The sequence below is a fragment of the Limosilactobacillus sp. genome (assembly GCF_040772465.1).
GTDB lineage: Bacteria > Bacillota > Bacilli > Lactobacillales > Lactobacillaceae > Limosilactobacillus.
In genome coordinates this window covers 1-17991 of record NZ_JAXGYB010000010.1, presented here as the reverse complement: position 1 = coordinate 17991, position 17991 = coordinate 1, and the positions used below count along the sequence as shown (strand labels likewise).

Genomic DNA, 17991 nt, shown 5'->3' with positions numbered 1-17991 from the left:
GAAATGGAGGGGAGTGGATTCGAACCACCGAACCCGAAGGAATGGATTTACGGTCCATCGCGTTTAGCCAGACTTCGCTACCCCTCCATGGCGATTAAATAATAACCACAATTAGTATAATACCGACCCTGCACTAAAAATGCAAGGGTAAATTTGAATTTTTTAGCGAAGTTGATTTTTTTCGAAGACTTCGTGGAAAATTCGGTTGCCTAACTCACCAGCATGCAAAAAACTGACATTATCTGTCATCAGCAGCATTCGCTCATGATGGTAAACATAAAACGTGCAGCAATACCCATCGACATAACCGTTAGCGTGAACTAATCCATGACGGTTATAAATACCCCCATAATAAGGCACCAGTTGATGAGTATGGCGCATCAGATCAGCCAGCGGCGGATTAGACCCGTCACTCAGCCAGTTGATGAATTTCCAATAGTCCACAGGTGAGCTGAGCACTTCCGCACTGCCTGGTGCCGCACCCATATCATCACGAATGGTGCCCCACTTACGTAAAACCGGGTTAACTGGTTGAACCACCTGGCTAGGTGTCACTTCATCATAAAACTTCATGTGAAGGCCTAATGGCTGCCACAATTGCTGCCTAACAACCTGATGATACGTCTTGCCCTCAATCTGGGCGATGATGCTTGAAAGAAATGCAAAATCAGCGTTGGAGTAATGCCAGTTAAAGCTATCCCTGATACGCACGTGGTGAAGCACATAGTGCATCTGGTCTGCTTCTGTGGGTAAGTAATGGCGCCGCACCGATTTAATGTCTGCACAGCCACTAGTGTGGGTCATCAACCGCTCGATTGTAATCTGCTTAGCATAAGGGACGGCCGGATAGTAACGATCCAGACGTGTCTGAAGACCCAAGCGTTGCTCTTTGACTAGTCGCTGAACTATTAATCCAGTGAACACTTTCTGCAGCGATGCAATAGGATACAGACGGTGTGGCGCAATTAACTGGTCTTGATGATGTACTGTCAGCGCTTGGTTGCGGACAGTCATCGGATGCGCATCTCCAGATTGGGATGAAACCATCACAATCGCATTAGCATCCGCCATCTGGAGATCATGTTTAATTCGTCTGGCAATTCGTAGTTTGCGTTGATTATTTTGCTGAGTACTGGCTTGTGGTGCTGTTGTCAATGCTGACAAAGATATCACCAAGCTCAATAGCATTATCCATATTTTCTTTCGCATTGACTACACCTCCCATTAAATCAGCCCTCGGTGCAACTTTATCGATGATACAACAAAACGCCGCGATCAGAATTCAATCGCGACGTTCATCGTCCAACATTACCAATTTTTAAATAATTATTGGAATAGGGAACGGTTATATTCACCTTCGGCAGCAGTCGTATTAGATACACAAACAAATGATTGGGGATCAGCTCGTTTAACCAGATGTTCCAAGTATTTTAGCTGAGGCAACTGAGCTATTACCAATATAACTGTTGTCGGTTCTTTCGTGTAAATACCAGTTCCGTTGAGAATTGTTGCTCCATGTGTAAAATCCTTCAAATCATCAATAATTTTTTCAGGATGCTTGCTAAAGATAGTTACGCTGATGTCGTGTTGTAGGGTGAAGACATAGTCAATGACGCAACTTGTCACAACAATACTGATAGCACTGTAGATGATCTTAGAAGGGCCAAAAAAGATCAATGAAGCCAACAGAATTCCACCATTGACAATGTTGTTAATAAAGCCAACTTTTCGGTGAAAACGGGTTTGACAATAAGTGACAATGATATCCGTTCCACCCGTGGTAAAACCATTGTTGAAGCAAAGGCCAACGCCAATTCCAAACATCAAACCACCCAGAATGGTGTTGGTTAAAGGATCTTTCACAAAAGCCACTTGTGGAATGATTTGCAGGAAAATCACGTTAGAAACAAGGGTCAGCAATGAAAAACCAATGTATTGCAGGCCAAAAACACAGAAACCAAATAGGTATAGTGGTGCATTCAAAATCACCATCAATAAACTTAGGCTCACGTTGAAACCATTAGTAGCCAGAATAGACTGGATGACTTGGGCAATTCCCGTAATCCCTGAAGTATAACAATGAGCATTTACCAGAAAAATATTAATCGCAATAGCACCAAGTATGCCAAAGAGAATCGCGATTGCTGTCCTCTTAACAGCGGTGAACCATTTAGATTGGGTCATCATTTAATCACTCCCTAAATGGTGTGCTTGCTTTTGTTTTAAAAAGCGGTGATAGTACTTATCTAGTAATTTGCAGACCTGTTTTCCAACCAAACGATAATCCTCAGTCGGCAAATTAGCGTTAGAAATTCGAATTTCACCAGGGCGGCTACCAAAGCCGACACCATCCATCAGGACAACGCCATTTTCTTCGGCTAACTGAACTAAGAAATCAATTCGTTCAAAGTGATCTTCTAAGTATTGACGGAACGGATGACCAAAACGCTTTTCAGCTAGTGAATAGAGGTTGATCAGTGAATAATACTTTGCATCCCCTACACGATCATGATCATCTGTTTTGTCACCGAGGCCAGCATGTAAATCCTTAGCGCGTTGGCTAACTAACTTACGTGCGCGTTGAATGTAATCGTCGTGTACCCCATTGCCGAGTAAGTCTGTCAGGGCAAAGAGCACCTCTTGAATTTGTTGAGGCGTGGAAAGGCCTGCCGTATGGTAAAGCCCAACGGACCGGCTATCAGCCACCATTCGGTCAATGAATGAGAAGTGGTCAGGATCCATCGTAACGATGCTGTAGCGTTCTTGCAGGCGCTTCTTATCCTTATCCGGCAACTCACTAATGAGCTTGTCAAACACGTTATGTTTATTGACAGCAATCAAACCTAAGCGACATCCCGTGGCTCCGTATAGTTTTGAGAATGAGTAAACCAACAAAGTGTTGTGTGGTGCAATGCCATAAATAGATTGAAAATCCTTGACGAATGGTCCGTAGACGTCATCAGTGATGATCATCAATTTAGGGTTACGTTTGACTGCTTGGCGAATGGCTTCAAGAGCGGCAGGATCAAAAGCATGTGAAGCAGGATTAGTCGGGTTGACAATAAATAGTGCTTTGATGCTTGGATCGTTCAGTTTAGCCAATTCTTTGGCATCGATCTGCCAATTATTATCACGCTCAGAACGCAAATTCATCTCCACTAGCTGGTAATCATTGAGCCGTGGAATTTCCAAATATGGCGTAAAAATTGGCGTGTTAATGGCAATCTTATCCCCTGATTGAATCAAGTCATTTTCCACTAATGAGTGGAAAATATAGTCAATAGCTGCTGAACCGCCTTCCGTCGGGAAAAGATCGGTTTGGTTAGCTAAATGGTGTTCGTGATACAAAGTATTTTGCAGGTACTGGTTTAGTAAAATCTCCGTATTTTTAAGAACACGGTTAGGATTTGGATAGTTGTTGCCGATCACACCATTGACCATTTCAGCAACAAAATCGTCTTCGTCCATTCCAAAGTGATCACCGACAAAATCTAGAGACTGGAGAAGGAAATGATCAGCACTCTGCTGGGGATTCATAAATCGACGCAGTCTTTGACCGATCCCATTCTGTTCGACGTAGCCACCCATATCACCATTGCAAATTGTTCGGTTGGATTCCTGAACGCCAAACTCTATGAGTCTTGCCATGGCTAAACGAGCCTTAGTATTGATCCAATTAGGATTACCACGACCAGCATTCAAAATGCGTTGATTATGGTGATGGTGATGCGCTAAAGTCAACATTCTCTTTCCGACTTCAAACGCACCAAACTGTTCCAACTCAATTTCTTGTTGCCGCTCCATCATCATCACCTACCTATTGATTATTTAAAAATTTTCCGTTGTAGTTTTCGACCTGTTGGTGTGGCTGCTAAACCACCTTCAGCTGTTTCACGAAAGGCGAGTGGCATCCGTAAGCCAACTTTTCTCATAGCTTCGATTACTTCATCAGTTGGAATAATGCTAGTCATTCCTGATAAAGCCATATCGGCCGATACCATTGCCTGGCTAGCACCCATGGCATTGCGCTTAACGCAAGGAACTTCTACTAAGCCTGCAACTGGATCACAGACGAGCCCCATGATATTCTGCAAATCGATGGCGACAGCTGCACTAGCCTGTTCAACTGTTCCCCCAGCTGCTAATACGATCGCAGCAGCTGCCATTGCACTGGCAGTACCGACTTCTTCTTGGCATCCACCTTCAGCACCTGCGATGCCAGCATTATTAGCAATCACAAGGCCAAAGGCACCGGCATCAAGTAGGTAGTCCAGCTGGTCCTGGTGATTCAAGGACAATTCATCAGTAACTGCCACCAAAGTGCCAGCCAACACACCTGCTGAGCCAGCAGTTGGGGTTGCACAAATAATGCCCATTTTGGCATTGACTTCGTTAACTGCAATTGCGTTACGAACCGCCTTTAAAACAGGAGTTCCCGATATGCCATGCTTAGCCGCCAAATAAGTATCCATCCGTTTAGCATCAAAGCCACTCAAACCAGTGACAGATTTAACCCCTTTGATTCCTTCAGCAACCGAGTGCTTCATCACAGTCAAATCCCGTTCGAGAATCTTGAGGATTTCGTCACGGTCTCTGTCCGTGTTTTCTTGTTCAACTTTCAGCATCAATTCAGCCAGAGATTTTTCCTTGGAGGCTTGCTGAACTAGGTCTTTTACTGAATAAAACATGCTCTAATCCCCCAATCAATCAAAGTAATTAACACTGATAACACCTGGGAAGGACCGCAATTGACTGGCCATCCCTTTATGAATGTCATCCACTTCAATGATCATCAAGGCCTTATCTCCTTGACCAGAACGGCTGACGGTCATTGTCGCAATGTTAATGTTGTTTTGGCTAAACATCCGTGACACTGAAGCAACCATTCCCGGAATATCATGTTGAATAATCACATAAGTGTTAGTTCCGGGAGTTAAGTTAACCTTAAAATCGTCGATCTTACTAATGTGAATGTTGCCACCGCCAATGGATTCGCCAGTCACTGACAGGTGGTGATCATCCTTGATCAATTCAATTTTGGTGGTATTAGGGTATGGCACTTCTTCGCTGCTCGGAATGAAGGTGACTTTAATGTGTTTACGTTTAGCTGTCTTCAATGAATGTGCTAAATCCACGTTATCTGGAGTCATCCCCAGTACTCCACCTAGGATAGCTAAGTCCGTCCCGTGTCCACGGTAGGTTTTGGCAAATGATCCGTAAAGATGGACACGCACGTCAGATGGCTCTTCGCCAAATAATTTTCGTGCAATTTTCCCAATTTTGGCGGCACCAGCCGTATGAGATGAACTAGGGCCAACCATTACTGGACCGATGATGTCAAAAATGCTTTTAAATTTTAAATCTTTCATGAGAAAAGCCTCTCCAAAACAGTCGATAAAATAAACCGCTCAGTCCACGAAGAACTAGCGGTTTATTTTTGCTTCATTCACTACTCAGGATCTTACAGGTTTGGATCCATCTTGAAGGTTAAGTTAGAAAGATCAGTGCCTTCAGTCATCAGTTTGAAGAGAAGATCCTTCGTTGCCTTGTTGTAGTGTTCAGCAATCTTGTGGTTTTGCTCAGTTAAGTAGTCTGTTAACTGGTCCCCACTCATGTCCTTAGTTTCTTTGTCAACTTTGTCAATCATCCGCATTGCCCATTCGTTGAGGTCCTTTTGGTAAGCTTCATCTTCTTCGATGAAGTCTGCATAGTGGCCTTCAACAACTTCTGCTAATGCTTCATACAGCCAGTAAGCGGAACTCAGGTCCATCTTGTCTGGGAACTCGCTGTATGATTTATCAGTTGCGTTAGCGTTGGTAAAGAATGGTACGTGTGGGCAGAAGCTTGGAACACCGAATTCAATCCATTGAACACCGGCATCGCCTAACTTGTCAGAGTCACGCATTTGAAGAATGTGTGATTGAGCAGTCCGTGACAATGAGATAGCACGGTAGGTCTTACGGTCGTGGTCGTTACCGCCACCCAGTGGATCGTACTTAGTCTCGTTGTAGTGTGACTTCAGAATGTATTGGATGTCTTCAACACCGATCTTCCGGTTAGCCTTCCGAATAAATGGCATTTCCGTGTCTTCTGGGTGCTGTTCAATTTCTGGGTTCAGGTAACGTTGAGCAAACCAAACACGTGGAGTGTTGTAGTGGTGGTCCTTTTCGGTGTTAGTACCAAAGATGTGACGGAAGTCCCAACGATCTTTGTCTGGGTTCAGATGGTGTTCTTCAACAAATTCTTGAATGCCATCAGCCCACATGTAGTTGTCAGGGTCGTTGAAGTCAATGTCTTCAATGGCTACTTGGTTAGCAGCAACTGCATAGCAGTCGTCAGGAATCCGAACGGCTACCCACATATGACCCGTAACGATTTCCATGTACCATACTTCATCTTTGTCGTTGAATTGAACACCGTTACCTTCAGCAGAACCATATTTCTTAACAAGTTCACCAAGGTAACGAACACCATCACGTGCACTGTCAATGTATGGCAATACCAGCGTAGTCATGGAATCTTCTGCCAGACCATTCTTAACAAATGGGTCAAATGCTAAGACACGAGAATTAGCGTAAACACTTTCGGTAGCAGATTCACCAACGTTCTTTTCGTTGAAGCCATCTTCTTCGTTAGGTCCTTTGTCCTGGTGAGCATCAGGAGTGGAAGTGTAACGGTAGCCGGATTCTGGAAGCGGCACAGTCAGTTTGTTGTAAGCTGAAACATAGGTTTCGTGACGGCCACTAACAGCTGGCATAACAGTGAAGCGCTTTGGGTGAATAGCGACTAGCCGGTCTTCGTTACGTGAAATGTAGGTTGAACCATCAGTAGAAGCATTCTTACCAACCATCATTGAAGTACATGCAGATTTTTCTAAACGGTCAATCATGATATTTCCTCCTTGAATTTATCCTGTCATTTTATTTTGACTAAGCAATTGTTATTTCACTTTTTCAATTAAGTGATCGTTATTGGAGATTTGATTTAAGTACATTAATAAACGTGTGTAGCGGTACTTATCCGCTTCCGGAAATTCTTGGGCCAGTTCACGTCCAATTTGGTACACACTACGTTTGCCATTGACTTTGGAAAAGACGAAGCTCCCATACTGGTCTAATTCCAAATAAGTATTTTGAGGAATGTGAAAGTGCAAATATTTACGAAAGAAGTTTTGGATCGGATGGTTTTGTGGCCGAATAATAGTCACAATCCCTTTTTTCTTCTTAAACTGCAATTGATAGTTCTTCCGGTATACCATGTTCTTTAAGTCATCTTCCGTATAAACATCACCCGCCTTTTTCATTGTTATGCTCCTTTCTTCTACTTATTAGCTTTCTTAATGGTTAACAGTGGCCAAATTGTACCAACAATCATCACGATTAAGAGGATGAAGGCAACACCATTGCCGGCTGCGAATCCTGACAAAGTGCGGTCGTGCAGTACGCCGGTAACATGAAGAATGATACCGACCAGGCCTAAGATAGAACCACCACAAATCAAACCGGTTGAAAGTGAGATACCTTGAGAAACACGTGTCTTGCGAAGATCCTTGTCCTTAGTAACTTTTTCAATGAAGAACTTCATCAAAGCACCGATCAAAATAACAGTCGTGGTTGACATTGGCAGATAGAAGCCAAGTGCTACAGTCATGATTGACAGACCAAGCATCTGGCAAACAAGCCCCATGACAATACCCACAATGATCATGATCCATGGCAAGTTGCCAGAAAGGATACCACCAGTCAACGTTGCGATCAGGTTAGCTTGTGGCAAACCAAATGGCGGGTTAGAGCCTTGAATCTTCAGTTGTGGTTCAAGGATAACAGTCGTCCCGACAACGACGATAACACCGATAATTGCGGCAATCAGGAAGTAACGTGAAACTTCGTTCTTGTTACCACCAATCAAGTAGTTAACTTTTTGCGTTTGAACATAAGCAGCACCAACTGAGATGGCAGTCACGATGAAGACACCAAACATCAGAAGAATTTGGGTCTGTGCATTAGACTTCCAGCCAAAGATGGCAAAGAAGAGCGTCATGATAACCAAACTAGCAATCGTCATCCCTGAAACAGGGTTGTTAGAACAACCGATCGTCCCGGCCATCCGGGCAGAAACGATGACGAACAGCAGTGCTAATACCAGTGATAAGATCCCGCCAATGATAGCCATCAGGATGTTACCAGAGATAAAGAAACCAACGAAGAAGATTGCGATGATTGCAATTAACAGGCAGATAACACCGAGACGACTCTTGGCACCGTCATCCTTAGCATTCATCGTTTGCTTGATAGAAGTACCGATAACTGGAATCAGCTTAATAGCGCCAACAATACCACCGCAAAGCATCATTCCGGCACCAATGTACTTGGTGTAGGCACCAGCGACGGCATCAACATTCATCGTCTTAACCATCATTGTGGTGTCGTTCCAAACATGAACGCCAGAACCAGCAATGTGGGTAAAGTAGCAAAGCAGCGGTGTAATCCCGAAGTTAGCCAGGAAAGTACCGGCAAACATCGTCAGCGCGGCCTGCATACCAATCACGAATCCGATACCGGCAAGCATTGGGTTGACTTCAGTTGACCATTTCCAACGATAATTAGCATTACCAACGTAATTGATGGTGCTGTTAACCAAGCTGAAGAATTGGGTCGTCAGCATGGTGATAATACCACCGACTGCAAAACCAATACCCATGTATTTCAGTGAGTCACCACCAGATTCACTGGTGACTAAAGCGTCGTTGATAGCAACAGCTTCTGGGTAAATTAACTTACCGTGCTCTTGAACAACTAAATAATTCTGAACTAGACTAGCAATCCCAATTGCAAAGAGAACAGCTAATGATCCGACGATAATACCGGCTAAGAAATTAATCTTGCCACCGATAATGATGATTGCTGGCAGCACGTAAATCATCCCACTAGCAATGGATTCACCACCGGAACTCATCCCTTGCAAAATGTTCTTGCCTAAAATTCCTTTACTTTTGGCGAAAGCTGCGACAAGCCCGGCCCCGATAATTGATCCAGGAATACCAGCCGCAACGGTCAGTCCGGCTTTCATCCCAGAATATGCAGTCGAGGCGGCAAAGATGGTGGCTAAAATAGCACCCATCACAAGAATTACGCCACCGCCACCTTTTTTAGTACTATCAGTAACGTATGGTTTGTAATTGTTTTTGTCCGCAGCTTTAGAAGCAGCGTTTTTCATAGATAATCCTCCTCATCACTAATTATTAGCCGAGGAATTCCCCATCGGGGTCATTGGCGAAGAAGTGGTTAATATTATCAGCCACTTGTTCAAGATCAACATTCCCCCCAGAGACCAGAGCAACGATCTTTTTACCTTTCAGCCACTTTTCATCAATCTTGTGTGATTCCAAAGCAGCCGTTGGCAATGCACCGGCACCTTCAGCAATGATCTTAGTCCGTTGCATCAAGTCCTTCATTGCTCTGGCAATTTCTTCTTCAGACACTAATACCATGTCATCAACAAAGTGTTCTGCATACTGGAAAGTAATGCTGCCAGGGGTAGCAACGGCTGTCCCATCAGCCAGCGTCTTACCATCACTTTGGGTGGTAATCTTGCCAGCCTTCAACGAAGCCGTCATACCGTGAACATTTTCAGATTGAACACCAACGATGTGAATTGATGGGTTATAACTCTTCAGAACGGCAGCAATCCCTGAGATCAATCCGCCACCGCCAACAGGAACAATGACTGTATCAACATCCCATAACTGACGGATGATTTCGATCCCAATGCTCCCCTGGCCAGCAATAACATCTTGGTCATTATATGGATCTACAATGGTCAGGCCTTCGTCTGCAGCCTTTTGCTCCATAAATGCACGTGATTCATCAAAAGTGTCGCCATGAAGCACTACCTTAGCGCCATAGCCAGATGTAGCACGTTGCTTAGCAATCGGCGCACCCTTCGGCATTACCACGGTAGCATCGATACCTAACAACTTTGATGTTAAGGCAACACCTTGAGCATGGTTACCAGCACTAGCGGTAATAACACCGCGTTTCTTCTGTTCATCACTTAAGTGGATAATCTTGTTAAATGCTCCACGGAATTTAAATGATCCCGTTAGCTGCATGTTTTCCAGTTTCAGGAAAACATTGCCATGTGTAACCGTCCGGCTCAAGAACATGGATTGCAGGAGTGGAGTAATACGTCCACCTTCCTGGTGAATGTAGTGAGCAGCTTCAACCGCATCACGTAAGGTGATGAAGTTAGATGATTGAGAAGAAGATGTTTTGGTTTCACTTGGAGTTAATTGCTTCAGCATAATCTACCCTCTTTTCTGACTATCCTTAAAGCAAATCGTTGAGTTTGTGATAGTCACTATTTACAGACTTTGCTAAACCTTCATTAACAACTTGACCATGGTAAATATTAATTCCACTAGCCAAAGCTTCGTCTAACTTAATGGCATCATCAAGGCCACTATGAGCAATTTCCATCAAGTACTTGATATTGCCGTTAGACAGTGCCACCGTTGCAGTCCGTGGAACAGCACCAGGCTGGTTCGGAACGGCGTAGTGAATAACTCCGTACTTAGTGAAGACAGGATCTTCAATTGTTGTTGGATGATCAATGGTTTCAACAGTTCCACCTTGGTCAATGGCAACGTCAATCAGAACACTGCCCTTCTTCATACTCTTAACCATGTCTTCTGTGACTAACTTCGGTGGACGAGCACCAGGAATCAGAATCGTTGAAATAAAGACATCGGCCGTCTTAATTTCGGCTGCTAGGTTTTCTGGCGTTGAGTTGATTGCCTTGAAACGTTGACCTTGGAAGTGGGCCTTCAGCCAATCAATCCGTTCTTGTTTCAATTCAATGATTGAAACTTCACAACCCATAGCAAGTGCCAGTTCAGCACCATTGACAGCAGCATTGCCACCGCCAAAGAAGACAACCTTACCAGCTGCAACTTCCGGTGTACCTGGCAGTAAAATTCCTTCGCCACCATGTTGGGATTCCAAGTAGTAGGCACCCATGATTACTGAACGCCGACCAGCGATTGCACTCATTGGCTTCAGCAAAGCCAGTTGACCATTAGCCACAATGGTTTCACCACCAATGGCAGTCACTCCAGCTTTCTCCATTGCCTTAACCGTTTCAGGAGTAGAAGCTAAGTGTTGGAAGCCCCAAATAGCCTGTCCTTTCTTAAAGTATTTGTATTCTTCTGGTTCAGGTTCCTTTACCTTGACCACTAAATCTGCATCCCATGCTTGTTCATGGCTGACAATCTTAGCGCCAACAGCCTCGTATGCTGAATTTTCAAAACCTGATCCAGTACCGGCTTGGTCCTCAACCATTACTTGAGTACCAGCATCAATTAACTTTTTTACATTAGCAGGTGTAGCAGCGACACGGCCTTCCCCAGCTTTATGTTCTTTTACGATTCCGACTTTCATCGTTAATCACGCCTCGCTTTAACTGTGCTTTGTTTATCTCACCCGGGCATCTTCAATATAACGTAAGCGCATACAAGAATCAATTTCACAAAATTAAAGTTTAATCAAAATAATATAAATAAATATTTACCATTAAAACTGATATATCAAAAGTAAATGCTTTTATTAATAATTGTGAATAATATATTTTACGGAAAAGCAATCAAGTGCTTACTAATTTTCTAGTATTTTTTTAATCGTTTTTACTCTGTTTTTTATCAAATTAATCGAATTTTAAAGAGGAACTTCTAATTAGCGCCCGTATGCCTTTTTTGCGCATAAATCATACAAAAATCGCGTTAAATGCCAGTATAATGGGGATTCTGTTCACTTTTTATCAAATTTAGCAATCTTACAAATTAGTATTCGCTAAGTAGCTATCATTTTGCACTAATAAAAACACCCAGTTATTTACCAGCATCCCCAAAAAATGCCGATAAACAACTGGGTGTTCATACTAATGATTATTTAATTGACGCCTTTCATCAACGAACTAATCTTCCTAGACAAGCCAAAGAGGATTACCCCGCAGACAACGGAGACAACCCCGATTGCCAGGAAGTACTGAATTTCAGTATTAGCGCTGTAAAGCTTAACAATTTGTGCATTGACCGCTTGGCCGGCGGCGTCAGCCAAGAACCACATACTAAGCATTTGTGACTTAAAGGCATCAGGAGCCAGTTTAGTAGTAACTGAAAGGCCAATCGGTGAGATCAGCATTTCACCGATTTCACACAGGAACCACGACCCAACCAGCCATAACGGACTGACGCGGCCAGTGGTTGTGCCATGAATAATTCCTGGCAAAGCCATCCAAGCATACGAGAAGCCAGCGAAAATCAAACCGGCAGCAAACTTGCTTGGCGAAGTCGGCTGTTTCTTCCAGTGATCCCACAGCCAAACAAAGCATGGTGTCAGGATCATGATGAACAGCGGGTTCAACGTTTGGAAGTTAGCAGCAGCAAAGTGCCATCCTCCGACATGCAAGATGGTTCGTTTCTGAGCGAACAGAGCGAGCACAACAGAACCGGACTCTTCAATACCCCAGAACACAGCGGCAGCAATGAAGAGCGGAATGTATGCCAGAACACGTGAATGTTCGATCTTGGTAACCTTCTTGGAATTTAACATCATGATAAAGTAGATGATCGGCAATGCAATAGCAATGACCGTGATCAAGCTGATGATGTTGTTAATGTTGAGGTTACCCATCACACCCATCAATGCGAGGATGACAACGACTGCGATGACAGCAATAATCGTCCAGAGTGTCACTTTATGAAGTGCATCCTTGTCGATCGGGTCTTCAGGATAAAGGCTGTCTTGGCTCAAGTACTTCCGACCATCGATCGTGTACTGGAGCAAACCGAAGAACATCCCGATAGCAGCCAATGAGAAACCAGCGTGGAAGTTCATCGTGCTGCCGAAAGCGTGGAAGCCAAAGCCACCAGCTGCCCACGGAACGGCCCATGGAGCCACAGCGGCACCCAAGTTGACACCAAAGACAAACATTGAGAAACCAGAGTCCCGCCGGTTATCGCCTTCTGAATAAAGGTCACCAACCATCGACGAAACGTTAGGCTTTAGCAAACCAGTCCCGGTAACGATCAAGGCAATTGAGACATACAACGCTGCCCGACCGAGTGGCAATGAAAGGGCGATGTGCCCAAACATGATCAGCACACCACCGTAGAAAACGGTCTTGCGACTACCCCATACCCGGTCAGCCAGCCAACCGCCGACAACACCAGACAGGAAAACCATGGATCCGTAAATCGACATGATAGAAGCAGCGGTCGATTGGTCAAATCCTAAGCCACCCTTGCTAACTGCATAGTACATGTAGAACAGCAGGATAGCACGCATCCCGTAGTAACTAAAACGTTCCCACATTTCAGTGAAGAACAGAGTAGACAGACCCCGTGGTTGTCCGAAGAAGGCCGTGTCTAGGTTTTTTTCTTTCCCCAAGCTAATTCAAAACCCTTCTATAAAAATAATAAGTTACAAGTATGATTGTTAAAACAAATGTGCCCACCTGAGTAACAATCCAAAATAAATACGTAGAATATTATACTAAAAATTAAGAAAAAGCTCAAATAACAATGAGTAACAGATGAGAATAGCTGACGAAATCTGCAACATTCTGTCTTAATTATTCCATCATTACAAGCTGTAAACGCTTATTTTTTCTTAATTCACTCCAGTAATTATCTTAAGATTGCCAGCAATTAAATTAAAAAATATCATTTAAAAATAAAAAAGACTGAGAAAGCTTGCAACTTTCTCAATCTCATTCAAATTCATTAATATTACAGCAAGTGGATGTTGTCAGCTTCGCACTTGTCGATCATATCCTGTGGCCATACACTAGCTTGAACTTCACCAACGTGAGCCTTGCCAAGTAACAGCATGCACAGCCGTGATTGACCAATCCCACCACCAATGGTGTATGGCAGTTTGCCTTCCAGCAGCATCTTGTGGAATGGCAGCTTAGCACGGTCTTCACAACCAGCTGCCTTCAGTTGACGACGCATTGCGTCTTCGTCAACCCGGATACCCATACTTGAAATTTCCAGACGGGTTTGCAGTGGTTCGTACCAGAAGACGATGTCACCGTTCAGTTCCCAGTCATCGTAGTCAGGTGCCCGGCCATCATGTGGCTTACCACTACGCTTCAGAGGAGCACCGATCTTTTCAACGAAGATTGCGCCCCACTTCTTAGATTCCTTTTCTTCACGTTGCATTGGTTCCAGGTCTGGGTACTTGTCTTCCAGTTCCTGGGTAGTAACAAAGTGAATGTCATCCGGCAAGTGGTAAACAGCTTCTGGGAACTTGTACCAAACTTCATGTTCCATGTGCTTAATCACTTTAAAGATCTTGCGAACAACCTTGTGTAAAGTTTCCGGTGTCCGTTCTTCCTTAGCAATAATCTTTTCCCAGTCCCATTGGTCAACATAAACGGAGTGGAAGTTATCCAGCGTTTCATCTTTCCGGATGGCGTTCATGTTAGTGTAGAGACCTTCATGCATCTTAAAGCCGTAACGCTTGAGGGCGTAACGCTTCCACTTGGCCAGGGAGTGAACAACTTCGATCGTTTCACCAGGCATGTCCTTCATCGTAAAGGAAACTGGGGTTTCAACACCGTTCAAGTTGTCGTTCAGACCAGTACTCTTTGGTAGAAACATCGGTGCAGACATCCGTTGCAGGTTTAATTCCTTACCAATCTCATCCTGGAAAGTTTCCCGAATGTAACGAATTGCACGTTCCGTGTCACGAACTGAAAGACGTGGATCATAATCTTTAGGTAAAATCAAACTCATAACCATTTCTCCTTTTATTAATACCAATCTAATCGACAACTACAACCGTGGACGGAGGCAAAAGAAAAAGCCCTTCGTCCACCACAATAGGGACGAAGGACTTCGCGGTACCACCCTAGTTGCCTGCACTAAGCAGACCAACTTCATTATGAGTACTATCATACTCTCCGGTAGTAACGTTCCGGTGACGGCGAATCCTACTCTGCAAAGCATTTGGGATTGCGGCCCGGGAAAGGGTTATTCAGATCTCCAGTGTCTGCTGAGTTCTCACTAACCTCAGCTCCCTGTGCGAATTAGAAACCTTACTCTGCTTTCTCATCGTCTTTTAATTATTGACTATTATTCTACACTGCTTTTCATAAAATGCAAGGACCTTTTAAAATTTTATACAAAAAAGCAGCTGCTTTCCCTAGACAGCTGCTTTTTGTGAAGATTATAAAATTGGGGTCAAACCATTTTGAAGAGTATTCATTGCGGTAGTTGTCTGTCCCCCGACGACACCACCGTTGAGTGGTTCTCTGATTAGAACTTGCGGTCTAATACTGCTGAACCGAGCATAGCTAACACCATTCCGAAGGATGCGATCACGGCTGCGATGCCGTGCTTGCTGCTTTGTTGACTTGCAACAGGTGCAGCAGATTGTGAAACCTGTTTCTTAGTGTTTTGAACTAAGGCACTAGCCTGGCTTCCCATGGCCACGCTAGCATCAGTAGCTTTGGCAACTTGTGCTGCCCCAACAGCAACAGTGCTCATGACAGAAGCAGATGTCCCGTTATCTGACTTGCTGTCCTGGAAGCTGTCCTTAGCTACTTTTTCCATGCCACTTACGGCTTGACGACCAGCGGCAGGAAGATCAACAACAGTTTTCCCAAAGTTGAGGCTGTTGTTAGTCCCATTAACAGCAGCGAGAACGATTTGGTGCTTAACGAGTTGTTGAATTTCCTTTGGCATTGCAACAACAGTAGCGGCTTCATTAGCCTTAACTGTGTTGTCACCTTCATCGGTGCTTGCCATTGGTACGTTCAGGCCAATTTGCTTCAACGTTGACTCAATGTCAGAACTGTTAATGATCTTAGTATTAGCTGAAGCAGCTTGGGCCAAGATCTGTGAACGCTGACTCTTCAGTTGGTTCAACTTAGCAGTATTGCCACTGTTAAGAGCACTTAAGGCGTCCCAGTAGTTTTGTTGCAACTTCTTCAATTCATCCTGTAAGTTGACGTTGATGGCTTGCAACTTACGACCGTGTGAAGAAGTCAATTGAAGCAATTGGTTATTGTTAACACTAACAATTTGGTTTAACAGTGAAGCGCCATTATTCTTGGCGGTATTCAAAGCAGCTTCGGCACTAGCCAGGTTGGTCTTACGTTGTGCTGCAGCACTACCAGAAACGTTGTGTTGTGCGCCGTAGATGCTGTTAACGATGCCAAGTGATTCAGCATTGCCACCGTACATCCGAGAACCAGTAGCGTTGTTAACGTTAGTAGTTGTCTGGTACAGACGATCAGCGCTCATGTTAGTCATGTTAACAAAGCCCCAACCATCAATAATGTAGGCGTAGTCAAGGCCAGACATGTTAGGGTGACCATCACGGTGTGAGAAGAAGTGGCTGTTTTCCTTTTGGAACCGAACCGTGATCACACGGAGGTATGGACTCAAAGTGTTAGTGGCGTGACCACCAGCAGTCCGACTAGCATTAATGTTGTTGCTGTACAATTCACCATAAAGCATACCCTGCAGTGAATCGTAAAGACTGATGGCGTAAGCCAACATCGTTGAATGATAACCTTGGATCTGGTAAAGGTCTTCCATCCAAGTACGGCCAGATTGGGTGATACCCTGTTGTTTCAAGTAGTTCCAATCAATACCGTTGCCGTTGTACAAACCAAAGTAAGTATTTTCGGCATTGTGGAATTCGTTATAACGAGCAGTGTTTCGACCAGTATTGCCTTCAGCGATATTCTGTGTGTTCAGATTGTCCGTCGTGTGAGTATTAGCTGACAACTGACCATCTTCACGCATCTTCAGTAAAATGTTACCGATTGATTCGCCACCAGCAGTCTTAATCAGACGCTGCGGACGTGGAGCATTGCTGTTGTGCAGTGCTGCATAGTAGTAACTGCGGTAGTTGTTGTAAACATTTTGACGGTACTGGTCGACCCAGTTAATAGCCAGATCTTCAAGAACTTCTTTTTGGCTGTCAGATAAACCATTGTTGAAGTCAACGGCTTCAGAATGATCATTTGCTGGATCGTAAACCAACATGCCTGGTTCAAAAGTCAGTGGTAATTGATCTAAACTAGTTGGGCGGTTAGCAGCCGTATTAACAATGTCATCGGCAGTGCCATCATTGTGGTGTACAAAAACGTCTTCCCATTCTTCAACGTTCAACTTACCAAAGTCAGGGTTAGCATAAGCACTATCACTAGAAGACTTAGCTAACATGTGACGCCCATTAGAAGTGTCCTGCAGTTGGTTTGCAGGAATTACGGTAGCTGGCTTAACAACTGAAGCAGAAACGTTGCTATTAATTTGTTGAACTTTTTGGTTATAAGTATTAGTAGCCTGTGTGTAATTCTGCTGGTTAGAAGTCAGCTGATTGCTGTAATTATTCTGGTTACTCTGTTCTTGTTGCTTAACAGAGTTAGTATAAGAGTTTTCAACAGTATTACGTGCATTAGCAGCTTGTTGATCAGCTTGAGAAACAGCCTGGTTGTAAGAACTTAATAAGGCATTGCTCTCAGAACGCCACGTAGTAGCTTGGTTACCATTAGATTGAACCGTTGCTGCATGAACTTGCGTAGCATTAATTCCCAGAACTGCGGTTGCAGCTAATGCTGTTGTTAAAACTAACTTTGCACTCTTCATTTTTTTGACCCCCATGTCAAACTCAGGTTGATAATCTTCAAACTCAACCCCAGATTTCAAAAATTGAATTTCATGCAAAATTGCTATTTATTAATTTGTCCCCCGTAAATTCACGTGTACTTTACCAAGCCAAAATATGCATGGGAATAGCAAACGCTAAATTTGCAATCGGGCTTATCAGTGCTTAAAGTTTGCTTTTTATTTATAAATATTTTTATCCTAGTAGATGAAAATAATTTTTAGACCCTGGGGATGCCGATATTATGGCTTTTGAGTATAGACCACCTTATTAAGGTACTAGTACTTAAAAGTACTGTTTAAATTAGTAA

13 protein-coding genes and 1 tRNA gene are annotated in these 17991 nt (G+C 43.8%); all 14 read right to left on the bottom strand.

What is annotated here, in order from left to right; all coding sequences use genetic code 11:
• Window positions 1-4: 4 nt before the first annotated feature.
• Window positions 5-87: transfer RNA gene (locus AB3114_RS08335), tRNA-Tyr, on the bottom strand.
• Between the two features lie 75 nt (window positions 88-162).
• The gene (locus AB3114_RS08330; RefSeq protein ID WP_367342783.1) at window positions 163-1209 is read right to left on the bottom strand and encodes a serine hydrolase domain-containing protein; all 1047 of its coding nucleotides are present in this window, start codon (window positions 1207-1209) and stop codon (window positions 163-165) included.
• Between the two features lie 117 nt (window positions 1210-1326).
• Window positions 1327-2184: a YitT family protein gene (locus AB3114_RS08325; protein WP_367342782.1), complete on the bottom strand. Its 858-nt coding sequence runs from the start codon at window positions 2182-2184 to the stop codon at window positions 1327-1329.
• Window positions 2185-2187: 3 nt separating this feature from the next.
• On the bottom strand, window positions 2188-3804 hold the full coding sequence (locus AB3114_RS08320) for a bifunctional aspartate transaminase/aspartate 4-decarboxylase (protein WP_367342781.1): 1617 nt from the start codon (window positions 3802-3804) through the stop codon (window positions 2188-2190).
• A 20-nt stretch (window positions 3805-3824) separates the two neighbouring features.
• The gene (gene sdaAA / locus AB3114_RS08315) at window positions 3825-4688 is read right to left on the bottom strand and encodes an L-serine ammonia-lyase, iron-sulfur-dependent, subunit alpha (protein ID WP_367342780.1); all 864 of its coding nucleotides are present in this window, start codon (window positions 4686-4688) and stop codon (window positions 3825-3827) included.
• Between the two features lie 15 nt (window positions 4689-4703).
• Entirely contained in the window at window positions 4704-5369 is a 666-nt protein-coding gene (gene sdaAB, locus AB3114_RS08310) for an L-serine ammonia-lyase, iron-sulfur-dependent subunit beta (RefSeq protein WP_367342779.1), read from the bottom strand.
• A 92-nt stretch (window positions 5370-5461) separates the two neighbouring features.
• The gene (locus AB3114_RS08305; protein ID WP_367342778.1) at window positions 5462-6889 is read right to left on the bottom strand and encodes a C69 family dipeptidase; all 1428 of its coding nucleotides are present in this window, start codon (window positions 6887-6889) and stop codon (window positions 5462-5464) included.
• Between the two features lie 51 nt (window positions 6890-6940).
• Window positions 6941-7303 (bottom strand): PqqD family peptide modification chaperone, encoded by a 363-nt coding sequence (locus AB3114_RS08300; RefSeq protein ID WP_367342777.1) that lies wholly within the window; start codon window positions 7301-7303, stop codon window positions 6941-6943.
• A 17-nt stretch (window positions 7304-7320) separates the two neighbouring features.
• Window positions 7321-9216: an OPT/YSL family transporter gene (locus AB3114_RS08295; RefSeq protein WP_367342776.1), complete on the bottom strand. Its 1896-nt coding sequence runs from the start codon at window positions 9214-9216 to the stop codon at window positions 7321-7323.
• Between the two features lie 25 nt (window positions 9217-9241).
• A complete protein-coding gene (tdcB, locus tag AB3114_RS08290) occupies window positions 9242-10303 on the bottom strand; it encodes a bifunctional threonine ammonia-lyase/L-serine ammonia-lyase TdcB (RefSeq protein ID WP_367342775.1) in 1062 nt (353 codons plus the stop codon).
• 25 nt (window positions 10304-10328) lie between these two features.
• On the bottom strand, window positions 10329-11438 hold the full coding sequence (gene ald, locus AB3114_RS08285; protein WP_367342774.1) for an alanine dehydrogenase: 1110 nt from the start codon (window positions 11436-11438) through the stop codon (window positions 10329-10331).
• A 507-nt stretch (window positions 11439-11945) separates the two neighbouring features.
• The gene (locus AB3114_RS08280) at window positions 11946-13445 is read right to left on the bottom strand and encodes a peptide MFS transporter (RefSeq protein WP_367342773.1); all 1500 of its coding nucleotides are present in this window, start codon (window positions 13443-13445) and stop codon (window positions 11946-11948) included.
• 341 nt (window positions 13446-13786) lie between these two features.
• Window positions 13787-14797, bottom strand: coding sequence for an aspartate--ammonia ligase (gene asnA, locus AB3114_RS08275; protein WP_367342772.1), 1011 nt, complete (start codon window positions 14795-14797; stop codon window positions 13787-13789).
• A 522-nt stretch (window positions 14798-15319) separates the two neighbouring features.
• On the bottom strand, window positions 15320-17662 hold the full coding sequence (locus tag AB3114_RS08270) for a hypothetical protein (protein ID WP_367342771.1): 2343 nt from the start codon (window positions 17660-17662) through the stop codon (window positions 15320-15322).
• Between the last annotated feature and the right edge of the window lie 329 nt (window positions 17663-17991).